Raw genomic sequence first — 16,060 nt, 5'->3', positions numbered from 1 at the left:
AGTTGTGTACTCCATTGCACCAGCTTCTTCGAGAGTAGCAATAATACGAGCAACGTTGGAAGCCTTCTGACCAATCGCTACGTAGATACACTTCATTGGCTTGAAGCCAGGAAGCTTGCCTGCCTCAGCAGCCTTGTTTTGGTTGGACTGGGAAATGATAGTATCAATCGCGATAGTGGTCTTGCCAGTAGCACGGTCACCAATGATAAGCTCACGCTGGCCACGGCCAACTGGGATCATCGCATCAACAGATTTCAGACCCGTCGCCATTGGCTCGTGAACTGATTTACGTGGGATAATGCCAGGGGCTTTCTGGTCAGCAATCGCACGTGTTTTGGTTTTGATTGGGCCTTTGCCGTCGATCGGGTTGCCCAGACCGTCAACAACGCGACCAAGCAGTGCGTCACCTGTTGGAACGTCCACAATCGCGTTGGTACGCTTAACTGTGTCGCCTTCTTTAATGTCACGGTCAGAACCGAAAATAACAACACCAACGTTGTCAGTTTCAAGGTTCAGCGCCATGCCGCGGATCCCACCAGGGAATTCGACCATTTCACCAGCCTGGATGTTATCCAAACCGTGTACACGCGCAATACCGTCACCAACGGAGAGCACACGGCCCACCTCGGCAACTTCGGCGTCCTGGCCAAAGTTTTTGATCTGCTCCTTAAGGATCGCAGAGATTTCGGCTGCCTGGATTCCCATTATCCGACCTCTTTCATTGAATTCTGGAGTGCTGCGAGCTTGGAGGCAACCGACGTATCGATCATCTGCGAGCCCACTTTAATAATAAGACCGCCGATAAGATCCTTATCAACGGTCGCATTAACTTTGACGTCTTTACCGACAGTGCCCTTAAGCACTTTGGCAAGCTTTTCGGACTGGGCTTTGGTCAGCGCCTTCGCACTGGTCACATCCGCAGTCATTTCACCCTTGGCATCAGCAATCATAGCACGCAGGGCGCTGATCAGCTGTGGCAGCACAAACAAGCGACGCTTCGAAGCCATCAGGCTCAGCGCATTTGCAACTGCAGGGGAAAGTTTCATTTTTTTAGCGATGGCGCCCACAGAGGCGCCTTGCTCTTCGCGGGTGTAAACCGGCGAATTGATCAGGTCGGCGAATTCGCCGTTTTCTGCAAGAAGTGCGCCCAGCGCATCAAGATCGCTTTCCAGCGGCTTGAGTTTCTTGCTTTCACTGGCCAGTTCAAAAATGGCCGTGGCATAGCGGTTAGCGATGCCAGTGGAGACAGAAGCAGATTCAGACACGTCCACCCTTCCGATGTCATAAGCCTGCGCCATTCGGAGGTGAACAGCAAACAAGCGGCGTGAAGCGCACAGGATCCCCTGCACACAAAATCGAAGTCGATGTAGCAGAGGTGACCCGTTGTCGCAACAGAGTTTGCGCTATCTCTTGTGGAAGGCTTTTACTTTTTGGGAAGATTTTTTGCTGCATGCGGTCAGGTGCGACGCTTTGCCATGGGTAATGCGGCATTTTTCGGCATGACAATCCACATCTAACATCAGGCGATTCCCTGATCAGGACATTTCGTCCTTTCCCGAAACAATCGACTGATTTCACGAAGACGATACGCTATGCAGCATACATGGACATGAAAATCATCATCCTTCCAGGCCTGGATGGGCACCCTGCCCTGCGCGACGCTTTTATTGCAGCATTGGCCCTGGACTTTGACGCTGATTGCTTTCATTATCCCCGCGATCGTTCTGACTACCAGAACATGCTGCTGTGGGTTCGTGAAAAACTGCAGACCGTGGATGGCAACTACATTCTGATCGCAGAATCATTTTCCGGCCCCCTGGCCCATTTACTCGCGACAGATCCCCCCCCAGGATTACGTGGCATTGTCTGGGTTGGCAGTTTCATCACGCCGCCCCGCAGGCTGCCTGCCTTTATTGCGCATCTCGCAAAGTTCATTCCTTTGTCCGCACCGGGTTTCCGGCATTCGTTAATCTGGGTGGGGTTTGGTCGATGGGGTAACACCTCTGCCAGAAAAGACCTACTGACCATCCTAAAAACACTGCCAAAGCACATTATAGTGAAACGCTTGCAGCAGGTTCTGCGGTATCGTCCTGACCTTGATCGGAAATATTCAACCGGTTTAAAGCTTTTCGCAATATCAGCCCAGTATGACAGCCTGTTATCCCGCCGGACGCGGAAAGGGTTTCGGCACCAGAACATTCCCCTGTGCATCCTTCCCGGCCCCCACTTCCTGCTTCAGGCTATGCCCGTCGAGGTTGCGTGCGAGATCCGAAAATTCTGCGCGCGGCTCTAACGGACATCGCCCAATCGGTTTAACCTCTGGCGCAACCAACCCTTCCAACACACGCAAAGGCTTGCGCGCCCGATCCACAAGACCCGGAGGGCGTGGGGCCAACATTTGTTTCTTCGCTTCAACCAAAAGAACACCTCCGGCCAGCCAAGGGGCCGCTTTGCCGAATCTTTCCCAAAATGTCGTACTGCGCAGCCAGAAACGTTTGTCGCTGGGCGGTGCAAACAGGGCCGACAGATGGCGACCGGGAACAAAATCATGCGCCTTCAACTGGGCCTCAAGCTGGCTGTTGCTATAGGGGCGACCATAGCCAAAAGGTGTACCATCACGCCGCGCCCACAGACCCGCCCGGTTGGGCACAACAAAAATCGCCTTCCCGCCAGGCCCCAGCACACGCCAGCATTCATCCAACAGGGTCTTCGGGCGATCAGATGTTTCAAGCCCGTGCATCACAACCAGACGATCTACAGATCCAGTTTCAATCGGCCACATGGTTTCTTCGGTCAAAACCGAAACATTCGGCATCCCGGCAGGCCAAGACATCACCCCCTGTTGCGCAGGCATAAGTCCGGTGACACGTCTTGCTGTGGGCAGGTAAGGGCGCAAAAGAGGTACCGCAAAACCAAAACCAACAACCGTCTGCCCGGCCACATCCTGTGGCGTCCAAAGCTGCGTCAGCCTGTCCCGCACACCTTTTTGTGCCGCGCGTCCCAAAAGACTGCGGTAATAAAATTCACGAAGGTCAAGAACATCAAGATGCATCGGGCACTCATTCCAGTCAGATCATCAGCAAAGCTTAAGCCAGTCCACGCAAGCGACGCAACCGGCCTTGCGTTAAACAGAAATGCTTCGGGCACCGCGCTGCGCATGCAGGATCAGATTATTCGCAGGCATCAGCAGTTCAGACACATCGCTCAGCCCTGCATTCACCATCTGCCCACGCACCCATTGCGCATCCTTATAGCCAATCGATGTGTCCTGACTGATTAGGCTGGCGTGAAACTTTGCATCCCCCTCACTGCGAAAAGCGCCTGCATCCCTAAACGGGCCATATACCATCATGCGCCCCCCTGGGTTCAGCGCCTGCGCCATACCCGCCAGCACGCTGGCAGCGGCGGCATCCGGAATCAGATGCAAAAGGTTCACAACATAAATAAAGTCGTAGGTCTCATTCAAAGCCCCCCAGCCGGTCACCGCATCAAATTCCCGTACTTCACCCAAATTCGGTAATTGCACCTTCTCGCGCCAAGCTTGAATACTGATCAGGCGTTCTTCCTCGATATCACTTGGATGCCATACCAGATCCGGCCACGTCGCCGCAAAATCTGCAATATGTTGCCCTGTCCCACTGGCCAGTTCCAATACATCACCGCCTTGGGGCAGCAGATCTGCCAGCACCTCTTTGATCGGCGCAAGGTTGCGCTCGGCTGATGGGGCATGAAGACGTCCGTCGGCTTCGCGATCTTGAAGATGTGGGCTGTCAGGCAAAATCAAAGGTTTCTTCATCAGGCTGTCCTTTTTCAATACGCCATCTGTTGCACCTCCCCCGGATTTGGGCAAGTCTTGAGACAACATCTGCTGTGAAGGACCCCGCATGTCTCTGGAAATCGTCACCCTGACCGCCCTTGCCGACAACTACTTTTCGCTCCTCCATAACAGGGACACCGGCGAAACCGTGTTGGTGGATGCACCCGAAGCTGCGCCCGTGCAGGATGCACTTGACGCGCGGGGCTGGACCCTGACACATATTCTACTGACCCATCATCATCCGGATCACATCGACGGTGTTGCCGCGTTACAGGCCGCAAGTGGTGCGAAAATTATCGGCGCAAAGGCTGATGCCCATCGCCTGCCCCCCCTCGATCTGGAAGTGAATGAAGGGGATCAGTTTACCCTCGCAGGCAGCCCCTGTCAGGTGATCGACGTTTCCGGCCACACCATCGGCCACATCGCCTTTTATCTGCCACAAGAACAAGCCGCATTCACAGGCGACAGCCTCATGGCCTTTGGGTGTGGGCGCTTGTTTGAAGGCAGCCCGGAAATCATGTTTGAAAGCCTGCAAAAACTGGCCGCCCTGCCCCAGGACACGATGATCTATTCCGGACATGAATATAGTGCTGGCAATGGGGCTTTTGCGCTCAGCGTTGATGGTGACAATCCTGCGGTTCAGGCACGCGTCGCTGAAAACCTACAGAAACGCGCAAATGATGATGTAACCGCTGTTGCCACTTTGCAGCAGGAATTTGCGACAAACCCGTTCCTGCGCTGCGATCAGCCCGCATTGCGCATGTCCTCAGGCCTTGGCGAGGATGCGAATGCTGCACAGGTCTTCGCTGCGATCCGCCGTCAGAAGGATAATTTCTGAAAAATCCCGGCGGGTTGTGGTATTTTCGTGCTATAATTCTTTTGTCAGGCCCGATTTTTCCGGGCAATTCGCGAATAAATCACTGAATGTGACAATATTTGAACAAAAAGCACTTGTATCGGCCGTAATCACAACCGAACTTTAACACAGAGCGGTCATGCTAAAGGGAAGCGCAGTCAATCATTGTCGCGCCCCCTACGGCCAGAAGGATAAGGAGCCCATCGCCATGCCTTCATTTACAGCGACACTAGAGCAGTCGATCCACGCAGCCCTGGCGCTTGCCAATGCGCGACAGCATGAGTTTGCGACATTAGAACACTTACTTCTGGCCCTGGTCGAAGAACCAGATGCCGCACGCGTCTTGCAGGCCTGTGAAGTGAATTTGGATATTTTGCGCGGGGAACTGCAGGATTTCATTGACGACGAACTGGCAGGCCTGATCACCGAAACGGAAGGATCTGAAGCCGTTCCAACCGCCGCCTTCCAACGTGTGATCCAGCGTGCAGCAATCCACGTACAATCTTCTGGCCGCACAGAAGTTACGGGCGCCAACGTGCTGGTCGCTATCTTTGCCGAACGCGAAAGCAACGCCGTTTATTTCCTGCAGGCACAAGACATGAGCCGCTATGACGCGGTAAACTTTATCGCCCATGGCATGGCAAAAGATCCAGATTTCAGCGAAGATCGCCCCCTTGCCGGTGCAGGCCTGCCCCATGAAGAAGGCGATGGGTTTACCGAAGCCGCTGCCGAAGAAAAAGAAACCGCGCTTTCCAAATATTGTGTTGATCTCAATCACAAAGCATCTGAGGGCGAAGTTGACCCTCTGATCGGGCGCGAACATGAAGTTGAACGTTGTGTTCAGGTTCTCTGCCGCCGCCGCAAAAACAACCCCTTGCTGGTCGGCGATCCCGGCGTTGGGAAAACGGCCATTGCAGAAGGGCTTGCGCGAAAGATCGTGCAGGGTGAAACACCAGAAATTCTTTCAGAAACAACGATCTATTCCCTTGATATGGGGGCGCTTCTTGCGGGCACCCGGTACCGCGGTGATTTCGAAGAACGCCTAAAAGCCGTCATGACAGAGCTGGAAGAACATCCAAATGCAGTGCTGTTTATCGACGAAATTCACACAATAATCGGGGCGGGTGCGACATCTGGCGGGGCGATGGATGCCTCCAACCTTCTGAAACCCGCACTTCAGGGCGGGAAACTGCGCTGCATGGGATCCACCACTTATAAAGAATTCCGTCAACATTTTGAAAAAGACCGCGCCCTGGCCCGTCGTTTCCAAAAAATCGACGTGAATGAACCTTCTGTTGCGGATTCAATCAAAATCCTAAAGGGGCTGAAACCCTATTTCGAAGAACATCACGAAATCCGCTATACGCTGGACGCGATCAAATCAGCGGTTGAACTGTCCGCCCGCTATATCACGGATCGTAAATTGCCCGACAAAGCGATTGATGTGATCGATGAGGCAGGTGCCGCGCAACATCTGGTGGCGGAAAGCAAACGCCGTAAAACCATTGGCACCAAAGAAATAGAGGCCGTGGTCTCCAAAATCGCCCGCATTCCTGCGAAAAATGTATCCAAGGATGATGCCGAAGTTCTGCGCGATCTTGAAACATCTCTGAAACGCGTGGTCTTTGGGCAGGACACAGCAATTGAAACGCTGTCCAGCGCGATCAAACTGGCCCGCGCAGGCCTGCGTGAACCAGAAAAACCCATTGGGAACTACTTATTTGCAGGCCCAACCGGTGTTGGCAAAACCGAAGTTGCAAAACAACTGTCCAGCACTCTTGGCGTTGAAATGCTGCGTTTCGATATGTCTGAATACATGGAAAAACACGCCGTTTCCCGCCTGATTGGCGCCCCTCCCGGCTATGTCGGGTTTGATCAGGGCGGTCTGTTGACCGATGGCGTGGATCAACACCCACATTGCGTTCTTTTACTGGATGAGATCGAAAAAGCGCACCCGGATGTCTTCAACATTCTATTGCAGGTTATGGATAACGGCCAGTTGACTGACCACAATGGTCGCACGGTCGACTTCCGCAATGTCATTTTGATCATGACATCCAATGCCGGTGCCACGGAACAGGCGAAGGAAGCTGTTGGTTTCGGTCGTGATCGCCGTGAAGGCGAAGATACAGCCGCGATTGAACGCATGTTCAGCCCTGAGTTCCGCAACCGTCTCGACGCTGTGGTCAGCTTTGCACCGCTGGGCAAAGACGTCATTCTGAAGGTTGTAGAGAAATTTGTTCTGCAGCTGGAAGCCCAACTGATGGATCGCAATGTAACCTTTGAACTGACACCAGCCGCCGCCGCCTGGCTGGGCGAAAGAGGGTATGATGCGAAAATGGGGGCGCGTCCATTGGGCCGCGTGATTCAAGAACACATCAAGAAACCTCTGGCCGAAGAACTGCTATTTGGATCTCTGGCCAAAGGGGGGGTCGTACGTGTAACCGTGAAAAAAGGCGAACTCGATCTTCAGACTTTGCCACAGGAAACACGCCAGCTTTCCGGAAAATCGCCCCATCTTCTGACAGCTGAATAGGTCAGGCAGACCGCGCTTCAGGCAATATTCAGCCCAGGATAGGCACCCTTACACAACAAAAAGCCCCGTCATTTCTGGCGGGGCTTTTTGTCATTCAATCTTCAACTGTTATTCACCCAATTTGGCGTGAACTTCATCCAGATCTACTTCGCCAATTGGCATCTTATTCGACGGATCATCAAAGCTGTATTGGAACAGTTTGAAATCACGGTGATAGATTTCCCAGATCAGGTGCATCGACAGATCATCAAAATAATCTTCAACGGGATGCGCACGTTTCGGGCCGTGGCCTTCGCTTTCGTTAAAACGCGGGATCGATGTCAAATCAACCGGATGCGGGGTTTCGATCGCATCCAGCACGCTTTGCATGCCCTCGTTAAACTTCTCAGTGAAGAAAATATTGTCATAGCGTCCGCCGTTGGCAATAAACGTGGACACATGCCCCGACATCGCGGACCAGTGGATATCCGGATCCATCGGACGACGCCAACGAATGGTGTCACGAACAAACAGCAGAAAGCGGCGAAAGCTCTGGATCTGATCGAACTCAAACCCGGTTTCCGGATCGCCAACTTCAATCCCGTATTTCTGGATCAACAGCGGAACCAAATTACCACGGTAACGCTTGCCATTTCGCTGAATTCCGCAAATTTTGTCAAAAAATGAGCTCAGAACACGGGTATAAGGATTGCGCACACAGGTGAAGGCATAGGATTTATGCGACGCAACATTGGCTTCGATCAAAGGCTTGCTCTGATCCAATGACCATTTATGCATCCGGCCTTTGGCATCGTGGATGTCGCCATCAAAAAATTCGCCGTGGTCGGAATAATACATGACCTGACCAATGGTCGAGCAGGCACATTTTGGTACAACACGATAAACGACACTTTCGCTCTCGGTCATCCAGGTTCCTGGGAAACCCATATTTAACTTGCCTCCTGATTAACGCTGCAGATACTCTCTGTTCTTATCCTGCAATTGTGTATAAAAAAGCAAAAATCAGCCCAGGATACAACGGCTGAACCTAATATCTTTGTTTCCCGGCCCGTTACCTGAGGTTTCTGTCACTAAAATGTCGAAAATTGCCTTCATTTTGCTTTGCCATAAAGATCCGGAAGCCATTATTAAACAAGCCGAACGCCTAACCGCGGCCGGCGATTATATGTCTATCCATTTTGATGCGCGCGCGAATCCGGAACATTTCCGTAAGATTAAAACCGCTCTGGCCGATAACCCCGGCGTGACCTTTGCCAAAAAACGAATCAAATGCGGTTGGGGCGAATGGTCTTTGGTTCAGGCCACACTATACGCCACCGAAGCCGCTGAAAAAGCCTTCCCACGAGCGACGCATTTTTACATGCTGTCCGGCGATTGCATGGCAATCAAAACCGCAGGATATGCCCATGAATTCCTGGACGACAGGGATTGTGACTATATTGAAAGCTTTGATTATTTTGCCAGCGACTGGATCAAAACAGGCATGAAAGAAGAACGCCTGATCTACCGGCATTTCTTCAACGAACGCACGCAAAAAAAGCTGTTCTACACGTCTTTCAACCTGCAACGTAAACTGGGCATGACGCGCAGCGTGCCGAATGATCTCCAGGTCATGATTGGCAGTCAGTGGTGGTGTCTACGCCGCGCTACCGTTGAGGCTGTGCTTCAATATTGTCGTGAGCATCCCGAAGTTCTGAAGTTCTTCAAAACCACATGGATCCCGGATGAAACCTTCTTCCAAACCTTGGTCCGCCACCTGGTACCCTCTGAGGACATTGAAAGCCGGACCCTGACGTTTCTGATGTTCTCAGATTACGGGATGCCGGTGACATTCTATAATGATCACTACGATCTTATGCTCAGCCAAGATTTCCTTTTCGCCCGCAAAATCAGCCCTGGCGCACGGGAACTGAAACGGCGTCTCGGGGATCTCTGGGCCAGCGAAGAACAGGAATTTCAAATCTCTAACGAAGGGCGCAGCCTGTATCGTTTTCTGGCCAGACGCGGCCGAATCGGCCGCCGATTTGCCCCCCGGTTCTGGGAAACAGAAAGTTCTCTGGGACGTGACCGCACACTTTACATCGTGACCTGCAAAAAATGGCATGTGGCCAAACGGTTTGTCGAAGCCATTCGCAAACACAGTGACCTGCCCGCCGTGGAATATCTCTTTTATGAAGAAAACACGGCCCTGCCCGATCTTGGCGGGATTGAAGGCACACTTGGAAAACGAACACGTCACCGCCGCGCCCTGACCCGGATGCTGCTGGATTATTACCAATCTGATCGCATGGTGATCTGCCTTGATCCAAAGAACTTGGATCTGATCAAGGATTTCTATGCCGACCGATCCAACACGCGCCTGCTGGAACTGGAATGTAACTTCTCCGAAGACTACCTGGCTGGGCATGCAAAACGTGTCGGGCTGGCCGGGGAAATGACATCAGATCAAACCATTTCCCGGCTTCTGCCAACCATCCGTCGTGACGTTTTGCAGGAAAGTGACGAAATCCGCGATGCCCTGTTTGCCGATTTCTTCCGGATGCGCGAATCCGCAACCGAAGAAGAAAACATACAGTCCGTCGCCAACTTCCTTCACTGCCAGCCGGACACCGCAACCGAAATTGTCCGCGCACCACATTTGTTTGCCGACTAACGCCGAAGAGAGTTCAAAAATGGCCAATACATATGACGATCAGAACATCTTCGCGAAGATCCTTCGTGGGGAAATTCCGAACAACACCGTGTTTGAAAACGAACATGCACTGGCCTTTCGCGATCTTTATCCGCAGGCGCCCGACCATGTGCTGGTGATCCCCAAAGGCCCTTATGTCTGTCAGGACCACTTCGCAAATGCGGCCAGCGATGCCGAAATTGTTGGCTTCACCCGTGCTCTGGGTGAGGTTTGCAAAATCCTTGGGCTGGCAGATGACGCAGGCAACGGATACCGCTGTATTTCCAATGCGGGCGAAGACGGCGTGCAGGAAGTGCTCCATCTTCATGTGCATATTCTCGCAGGTCGTCCACTAGGCCGCATGCTGCAAAAAGCCTGACCCCCTTGGCGGCGCGTCATCGCGCTGCTATCACAGGTCCAACCACAGCCAGAACCGGGAAAACACCGATGACCACCAAAGCACCCGAAACCGAGATCGTAGACAGCTGGAAAGTCGCCTGTGACGGCGGCGAAGGCGCACTTGGCCATCCTCGCGTCTGGCTACAGATCCCCCATGACACGGGCGTTGTGGAATGCGGATATTGCGACAAGAAAATCATCCACAAATCCATGGCTGATCAGGCCTCCTGAACACGGTGCTAAAGCTTCTTCGATTTCCTCTACTTGGCACACGCCTTGCATTGAAAATTGTATTTCTCTGGCTGTTTTTTGGCATGTTGGGCGGGCTGATCCCCGCCAACACAGCCACCCCCTACGCCACCGGCACCACCGATGTGTTGCTGGTGGGCGGCAAAATTCACTATGATATCCTGCTTCCGGCAGATCCCCAGACACGCCGCACCCTGCGCTTCACCCAGCCTGCCGGCATCCCCACCGATCATCCAGGTGTGGAATGGTTTCTGATCGGCTGGGGGGCAGAACAATTCTATACAAGTGCGGGCACTTACGCCGATGTCAAAGCTGGCGACGTCCTGCGCGCAATCACCGGGGATAATGCCGTTTTGCGTGTCGATGCCCTGGGGGAATTGCATGAAAACGCCGCGATACGCCGTCTGTCACTGACCCATGTGCAATACAACAGCTTACTCGCATCCATCAGCAACAGCTTCAGCCGCGATACATTTGGCAAGGCCCAGGTCTTAGATCACCCGGGTTTCACCCAGTCCGACCGCTTCTTTCACGCCAAAGGCCATTTCAGCGCATTGCGCACCTGCAACGTCTGGCTCGGGGACCAACTGCGCAACGCTGGCGTCCGCTTTGGCGTCTGGACACCAACCACCTGGTCCTTTGGCCTGTCTCTGAAGGAACATCAGGGCGTCTGAAACCGGACAGCCGCACCGGTTATATCACTGATCACTCCCCCGGCATTCACCGCCCTATAAACCGGGCGCAAGGGGCGACTGTTTTCTTCAATCCCACGCTGCACCCAACGCCTGTCTTCCAACAGTTTCAGCGATTGTGATAAGGCCCGATCTGTGATGCGGGGCAACCCCCGGCGGATCGCGGAAAACTGCCCAGTAGAATGCAAAGCCGTCAGCACAGGCAAGGTCCAGGATTTGCGCAAAAGATCCTGATCCGCCACCTTTGCCTGGCTGTAAACCTGATGCGCCAGCTCCGCGGCAACCCTTCCTGTATCTGTCAAACGAAACTCCGGACGCAGCGGATGGCCATGGCCTGGGTTTCGCTCCAGCAGCTCCAGTTCCATCAGATGCGCAAGACTTTGCCCAAAAGCAGAACGCCCTGCCCCCGTCGCCGTCAGCAAAGGCGCCTGACGTCCAGCCACCCCATCATGCAGCTTCGCCAGAATAGGCAGGCTCCAGGCCCGCGCAGTAATGTTGACAAATGAATTTATGTTCATAATCTATAGTTACTATATTTTATGATTCACGAAAAGCCTCAAAGGAAACCTCATGCCCCTTATTGATCTGAAAGATACGGTCACCCTTGCGTTTTCTGTCTCTGACCGGCACGTCAGCGCCACTTGGTACGCCGAAAAGCTTGGCTTCACGTTGCTCTACCATGCGGATGACGCAGGCTGGTCTGAAATGGCAACAAAAACCAACGGTGTTACAATTGGCTTTGGGGAACATACCAAACCTGCGCCGGGTAACTCTGTTCCGGTTTTTGGCATTGATGACATTGATACCGCGCGCACAGCACTTGAGGGTGCCGGCGTAAAATTCGACGGCCCGACCGAGGTGATTGAAGGCATGGTCAAAACCGCCACCTTCTATGATCCGGATGGCAATGCGCTGATGCTTGCCCAGGATCTGACCGACGGTGCGTAACCCGGAACCTGCGCTTTTTACCGCTCTCTCTCCGCACGTGGGCTGGTCCCCGGGCGCGGAACATGGCATGAACAGAGAAACGCGCAAACCGGGAGTGTTAACATGTCATTTGGCGAAGGCTGTCACCTGCATCTGATCGATGGATCGGCATTTATCTTCCGGGCCTATCACGCGCTGCCCCCATTGACGCGTAAATCTGACGGGCTGCCCATTGGCGCTGTTTCTGGTTTCTGTAACATGCTGATGAAAGTGGTCGAAGAAAGCGCCGGCCATGATGCGCCAACCCATGTGGCCGTCGTCTTTGACCACAAGGGCAAAACCTTTCGCGATGACATTTACGACAAATACAAAGCGAACCGTCCCCCTGCCCCCGAAGATCTGCGCCCGCAATTTCCCCTAACCCGTGACGCGACACGCGCCTTCAACCTGGCCTGCATTGAGGTCGAAGGCTTTGAAGCCGATGACATTATCGCCACCCTCGCCCGCCAAGGACGCGAAGCCGGTGGCCGTGTCTCGATCATCAGCTCCGACAAAGACCTGATGCAGCTGGTCGGCGGCGGCGTTGAAATGGTCGACCCGATGAAGAACAAGCGCATCGACAGTGAGGGTGTTGAAGAAAAATTCGGCGTTGGCCCCAATCGCGTGGTCGATGTTCAGGCACTGGCGGGCGATAGCGTCGACAACGTGCCAGGCGCGCCCGGTATCGGCATTAAAACCGCCGCGCTTCTGATCAATGAATATGGCGATCTGGAAACCCTTCTGGAACGTGCGGAAGAAATCAAACAACCCAAACGCCGCGCCAGCCTGATTGAAAACGCCGACCTGATCCGGATCTCCAAACGCCTTGTGGAACTTGATCAGAACATGGATCTCGACTTCACCCTGGAAAGCCTCGAAATGAAGGCCCCGGTTGCGGAGGATCTGCTCGGCTTTCTTGCGGATATGGAATTCCGCACGCTGTCCACGCGTATCGCAAACAAACTGGGCCTCGAAGCCCCGGCCATCCCTGATGCCCCCGCCGCCAATTCCGCCGCGCCTGAAACAAAGGGCTTTGATCCCGACACCTATGAATGGGTGAAAGACGCTGCGGGTCTGCAGACCTGGATCGACAAAATCTACGCCCGTGGCTGGGTCGCTGTGGACACGGAAACCACGGGTCTGAACGAAATGCTGGTGGATCTGGTGGGGATCTCTCTCTGTGTTGAGGCGGGCGAAGCCTGCTACATCCCTCTGGCCCATATCGCGGATGGGGGCGACGATCTTTTCGCAACCGAAGCTGTGGCCGAAGATCAGATGGATCTGGAAGAGGCGCTATCCATGTTGCGCCCCATGCTGGAAGATCCGGCGATTGTGAAAATCGGCCAGAACATGAAATATGACGCCAAGATCTTCAAACGATATGGCGTTTCCGTGGCCCCGATTGATGACACGATGCTGCTGTCCTACGCCCTGCACGGCGGCTTGCACAATCACGGCATGGACACGCTCAGCGAACGCTACCTTGATCACAAACCGATCCCGATCAAATCGCTGCTCGGCACCGGTAAATCCGCGATCACATTTGACAAGGTTCCTGTCGCCGACGCGGTGAAATATGCGGCGGAAGACGCCGACATCACCCTGCGTCTGTGGCAGATGTTCAAACCACAACTGCATGAAAAACAGGTCACGAAGGTTTACGAAAAACTGGAACGCCCGCTTGTGCCTGTGTTGGCTGAAATGGAAATGCACGGGATTGAGGTTGATCGCGACGCCCTGTCCCGCATGTCCAACACCTTCGCCCAGAAAATGGCCGGGCTTGAAGCTGAGATTCACGAAAAAGCAGGCCGCCCTTTCAATGTGGGTTCCCCCAAACAGCTGGGCGAAATCCTGTTTGACGATCTTGAACTGCCCGGCGGTAAGAAAGGCAAAACAGGGGCTTATGCGACCGGTGCTGATATTCTCGAAGATCTGGCCACGGAACATGAAATGCCCGCGCTGGTTCTTGATTGGCGGCAATTGTCAAAACTGAAATCAACCTACACCGACGCCTTGCAGGATCACATCAATCCCGACACGGGCCGTGTGCACACCTCATATTCCATTGCAGGCGCCAGCACCGGTCGTCTGGCCTCAACCGATCCAAACCTGCAGAACATTCCCGTACGATCTGAGGAAGGTCGCCGCATCCGCGAAGCCTTTATCGCACAGGAAGGCAAAGTTCTGATCAGCCTCGATTACAGCCAGATCGAATTGCGCATTCTGGCTGACATCGCCGGAATTGACGCCCTAAAAGACGCTTTCCGTCAGGGTCACGACATTCACGCCATGACAGCATCTGAGATGTTCGACGTGCCGCTTGAAGGCATGGATCCCATGATCCGCCGCCAGGCCAAGGCGATTAACTTTGGCGTCATCTACGGCATCTCTGGCTTTGGCCTGGCGCGCAACCTGCGCATCCCCCGTAAAGAAGCCCAGGGCTTTATCGATCGCTACTTTGAACGCTTCCCTGGCATCCGCACCTATATGGATCAGACTGTGGAATTCGCCAAGGAACACGGCTATGTGCAGACGCTGTTTGGCCGCAAGATCCACACACCCGGTATCGCCGAAAAAGGCCCACGCGCGGGCTTTGGCAAACGCGCCGCGATCAACGCCCCCATTCAGGGCACCGCCGCCGACGTCATCCGTCGCGCCATGATCCGCATGCCCGACGCCATTCAGGGCCTGCCTGCCAAAATGCTGCTGCAGGTCCACGATGAATTGATCTTTGAAGTCGATCAAAACGCCGTGGACGAAGTGGTCGGCGTCGTGCGTCACATCATGGAAAATGCCGCAGACCCGGCCGTCAAATTGTCCGTGCCTCTGGTTGTCGACGCCGGACAAGGCGCAAACTGGGCAGAGGCACATTAAGCGCAAAAAACGGGTCGATCAGGCGCGCTGAAACATGCATCTTTGTTTCAAAGGAGACCAAAATGCAGATGAATGAGGCCTACCACTTTGCACTGATCCGCCGCGCGCTGGATGAAATCGACGCATCAGACGCGCCCTTGTCGCTGGATGATCTGTCGGCAAAGATGCAGATGTCCCCGGCACATTTCCAACGGGTGTTTTCGCGCTGGGTCGGGGTGTCCCCCAAACGGTATCAACAATATCTGCAACTGGGTCACGCCAAAGATCTGCTGCGGGATCGTTTCTCCGTGCTCGACACGGCCCATGCCACCGGCTTGTCCGGCGGCGGGCGTCTGCATGATATGTTTGTCCGCTGGGAAGCCATGAGCCCCGGCGTCTACGCTGCAAAAGGCGAAGGGCTGACCATTTACCAAGGTTGGTTCGACGGGCCCTTTGGCGAAATGCTGGCCATGGGGACAGACAAGGGGCTTTGCGGCCTGGCCTTCACATCTGAATGCGGGCGCGACACAGCGCTGGCCGATATGCAATCGCGCTGGCCACGGGCTGATTTCGTTCAGAATGAACCCCTTCTGAAACCCTGGATCGACGGTGCAATCGGCGGCAAAGAAACCAGCCTTGTGCTGATCGGCGCCCCCATGCAGATCAAAGTCTGGGAAGCCCTTCTTCAGATCCCCTCAGGTCATGTCACGACCTATTCAGAAATCGCCAGCGCCATCGGTACCCCCCGGGCGCAGCGCGCTGTTGGCACCGCCGTTGGACGAAATCCCGTCTCTTGGCTCATCCCCTGTCACCGTGCCCTGCGCAAATCTGGTGCCCTTGGTGGGTATCACTGGGGCCTGCCCGTCAAACGCGCCATGCTGGCCTGGGAAGGCGCGCGGGCAGATGCTGAAAACGTCCCGGCAGGCGTGTAATCAGATAACATCGTCCAAATGACTCAGCCAAAAACCGCTGTTTTTATGGGATTTCTCCCATGATATTTAATAGCATCTGCCATGTACCT

General features: G+C 54.2%; 14 protein-coding genes and 1 pseudogene. 9 read left to right on the top strand and 6 right to left on the bottom strand.

Annotated features, from left to right (window positions below):
- The 4 genes and pseudogenes from ACPGUT_RS02420 to ACPGUT_RS02405 form a co-directional block, all read right to left on the bottom strand.
- A partial coding sequence (locus ACPGUT_RS02420; protein WP_423988647.1) for an HAS-barrel domain-containing protein occupies window positions 1-705 on the bottom strand: 705 nt, incomplete at its 3' end.
- Window positions 705-1,271, bottom strand: a complete 567-nt coding sequence (locus ACPGUT_RS02415) for a F0F1 ATP synthase subunit delta (protein ID WP_423988651.1) — start codon at window positions 1,269-1,271, stop codon at window positions 705-707. The genes ACPGUT_RS02420 and ACPGUT_RS02415, both read right to left, overlap by 1 nt.
- A gap of 1,028 nt (window positions 1,272-2,299) precedes the next feature.
- Window positions 2,300-3,052: pseudogene (locus ACPGUT_RS02410) on the bottom strand (methyltransferase domain-containing protein); the annotation flags it as partial.
- A 72-nt stretch (window positions 3,053-3,124) separates the two neighbouring features.
- On the bottom strand, window positions 3,125-3,796 hold the full coding sequence (locus tag ACPGUT_RS02405) for a DUF938 domain-containing protein (RefSeq protein WP_423988646.1): 672 nt from the start codon (window positions 3,794-3,796) through the stop codon (window positions 3,125-3,127).
- Between the two features lie 88 nt (window positions 3,797-3,884).
- Between ACPGUT_RS02405 and gloB the strand changes: the two genes are divergently transcribed.
- Window positions 3,885-4,655 (top strand): hydroxyacylglutathione hydrolase, encoded by a 771-nt coding sequence (gene gloB / locus ACPGUT_RS02400; RefSeq protein ID WP_423988645.1) that lies wholly within the window; start codon window positions 3,885-3,887, stop codon window positions 4,653-4,655.
- Between the two features lie 226 nt (window positions 4,656-4,881).
- Entirely contained in the window at window positions 4,882-7,209 is a 2,328-nt protein-coding gene (gene clpA / locus ACPGUT_RS02395) for an ATP-dependent Clp protease ATP-binding subunit ClpA (RefSeq protein ID WP_423988644.1), read from the top strand.
- 108 nt (window positions 7,210-7,317) lie between these two features.
- Here the strand turns inward: clpA and ACPGUT_RS02390 are convergent, their stop codons facing one another.
- Window positions 7,318-8,136 (bottom strand): sulfotransferase family protein, encoded by an 819-nt coding sequence (locus ACPGUT_RS02390; RefSeq protein ID WP_423988643.1) that lies wholly within the window; start codon window positions 8,134-8,136, stop codon window positions 7,318-7,320.
- A gap of 148 nt (window positions 8,137-8,284) precedes the next feature.
- On the opposite strand from ACPGUT_RS02390, the gene ACPGUT_RS02385 reads away from it, so the two are divergent.
- From ACPGUT_RS02385 to ACPGUT_RS02370, 4 genes are all read left to right on the top strand, one after another.
- Window positions 8,285-9,862 carry a DUF5928 domain-containing protein gene (locus tag ACPGUT_RS02385; RefSeq protein ID WP_423988642.1) on the top strand — a complete coding sequence of 526 codons (1,578 nt, stop codon included), beginning with the start codon at window positions 8,285-8,287 and terminating at the stop codon, window positions 9,860-9,862.
- 19 nt (window positions 9,863-9,881) lie between these two features.
- Complete coding sequence (locus ACPGUT_RS02380; protein WP_423988641.1) at window positions 9,882-10,259, top strand: HIT domain-containing protein; 378 nt, start codon at window positions 9,882-9,884, stop codon at window positions 10,257-10,259.
- A gap of 68 nt (window positions 10,260-10,327) precedes the next feature.
- The gene (locus ACPGUT_RS02375) at window positions 10,328-10,510 is read left to right on the top strand and encodes a zinc-finger domain-containing protein (protein ID WP_423988640.1); all 183 of its coding nucleotides are present in this window, start codon (window positions 10,328-10,330) and stop codon (window positions 10,508-10,510) included.
- Between the two features lie 5 nt (window positions 10,511-10,515).
- Window positions 10,516-11,202, top strand: a complete 687-nt coding sequence (locus ACPGUT_RS02370) for a TIGR02117 family protein (RefSeq protein WP_423988639.1) — start codon at window positions 10,516-10,518, stop codon at window positions 11,200-11,202.
- On the opposite strand, the gene ACPGUT_RS02365 is transcribed toward ACPGUT_RS02370, so the two are convergent.
- The gene (locus ACPGUT_RS02365; protein ID WP_423988638.1) at window positions 11,190-11,738 is read right to left on the bottom strand and encodes a winged helix-turn-helix transcriptional regulator; all 549 of its coding nucleotides are present in this window, start codon (window positions 11,736-11,738) and stop codon (window positions 11,190-11,192) included. The genes ACPGUT_RS02370 and ACPGUT_RS02365 overlap by 13 nt on opposite strands.
- 52 nt (window positions 11,739-11,790) lie before the next feature.
- Between ACPGUT_RS02365 and ACPGUT_RS02360 the strand changes: the two genes are divergently transcribed.
- The 3 genes from ACPGUT_RS02360 (at window position 11,791) to ACPGUT_RS02350 (ending at window position 15,971) form a co-directional block, all read left to right on the top strand.
- Window positions 11,791-12,168, top strand: coding sequence for a VOC family protein (locus tag ACPGUT_RS02360; protein WP_423988637.1), 378 nt, complete (start codon window positions 11,791-11,793; stop codon window positions 12,166-12,168).
- 102 nt (window positions 12,169-12,270) lie between these two features.
- A complete protein-coding gene (gene polA, locus ACPGUT_RS02355; protein WP_423988636.1) occupies window positions 12,271-15,060 on the top strand; it encodes a DNA polymerase I in 2,790 nt (929 codons plus the stop codon).
- Between the two features lie 62 nt (window positions 15,061-15,122).
- Window positions 15,123-15,971, top strand: coding sequence for a bifunctional helix-turn-helix domain-containing protein/methylated-DNA--[protein]-cysteine S-methyltransferase (locus tag ACPGUT_RS02350; protein WP_423988635.1), 849 nt, complete (start codon window positions 15,123-15,125; stop codon window positions 15,969-15,971).
- The last annotated feature ends 89 nt before the right edge of the window (window positions 15,972-16,060 follow it).

This window comes from Halocynthiibacter sp. (assembly GCF_049608145.1).
Lineage (GTDB): Bacteria > Pseudomonadota > Alphaproteobacteria > Rhodobacterales > Rhodobacteraceae > Halocynthiibacter.
The sequence above is the reverse complement of the archived record's forward strand: the minus strand, read 5'-3'. Positions and strand labels throughout refer to the sequence as shown.

What these genes read in the sequence shown, in the direction of transcription:
- ACPGUT_RS02390 (WP_423988643.1), bottom strand. Translation starts at nt 8,136, where the DNA reads ATGGGTTTCCCAGGAACCTGGATGACCGAGAGCGAAAGTGTCGTTTAT.
- clpA (WP_423988644.1), top strand. Translation starts at nt 4,882, where the DNA reads ATGCCTTCATTTACAGCGACACTAGAGCAGTCGATCCACGCAGCCCTG.
- ACPGUT_RS02375 (WP_423988640.1), top strand. Translation starts at nt 10,328, where the DNA reads ATGACCACCAAAGCACCCGAAACCGAGATCGTAGACAGCTGGAAAGTC.
- ACPGUT_RS02385 (WP_423988642.1), top strand. Translation starts at nt 8,285, where the DNA reads ATGTCGAAAATTGCCTTCATTTTGCTTTGCCATAAAGATCCGGAAGCC.
- polA (WP_423988636.1), top strand. Translation starts at nt 12,271, where the DNA reads ATGTCATTTGGCGAAGGCTGTCACCTGCATCTGATCGATGGATCGGCA.
- ACPGUT_RS02405 (WP_423988646.1), bottom strand. Translation starts at nt 3,796, where the DNA reads ATGAAGAAACCTTTGATTTTGCCTGACAGCCCACATCTTCAAGATCGC.
- ACPGUT_RS02365 (WP_423988638.1), bottom strand. Translation starts at nt 11,738, where the DNA reads ATGAACATAAATTCATTTGTCAACATTACTGCGCGGGCCTGGAGCCTG.
- ACPGUT_RS02380 (WP_423988641.1), top strand. Translation starts at nt 9,882, where the DNA reads ATGGCCAATACATATGACGATCAGAACATCTTCGCGAAGATCCTTCGT.
- ACPGUT_RS02360 (WP_423988637.1), top strand. Translation starts at nt 11,791, where the DNA reads ATGCCCCTTATTGATCTGAAAGATACGGTCACCCTTGCGTTTTCTGTC.
- ACPGUT_RS02350 (WP_423988635.1), top strand. Translation starts at nt 15,123, where the DNA reads ATGCAGATGAATGAGGCCTACCACTTTGCACTGATCCGCCGCGCGCTG.
- gloB (WP_423988645.1), top strand. Translation starts at nt 3,885, where the DNA reads ATGTCTCTGGAAATCGTCACCCTGACCGCCCTTGCCGACAACTACTTT.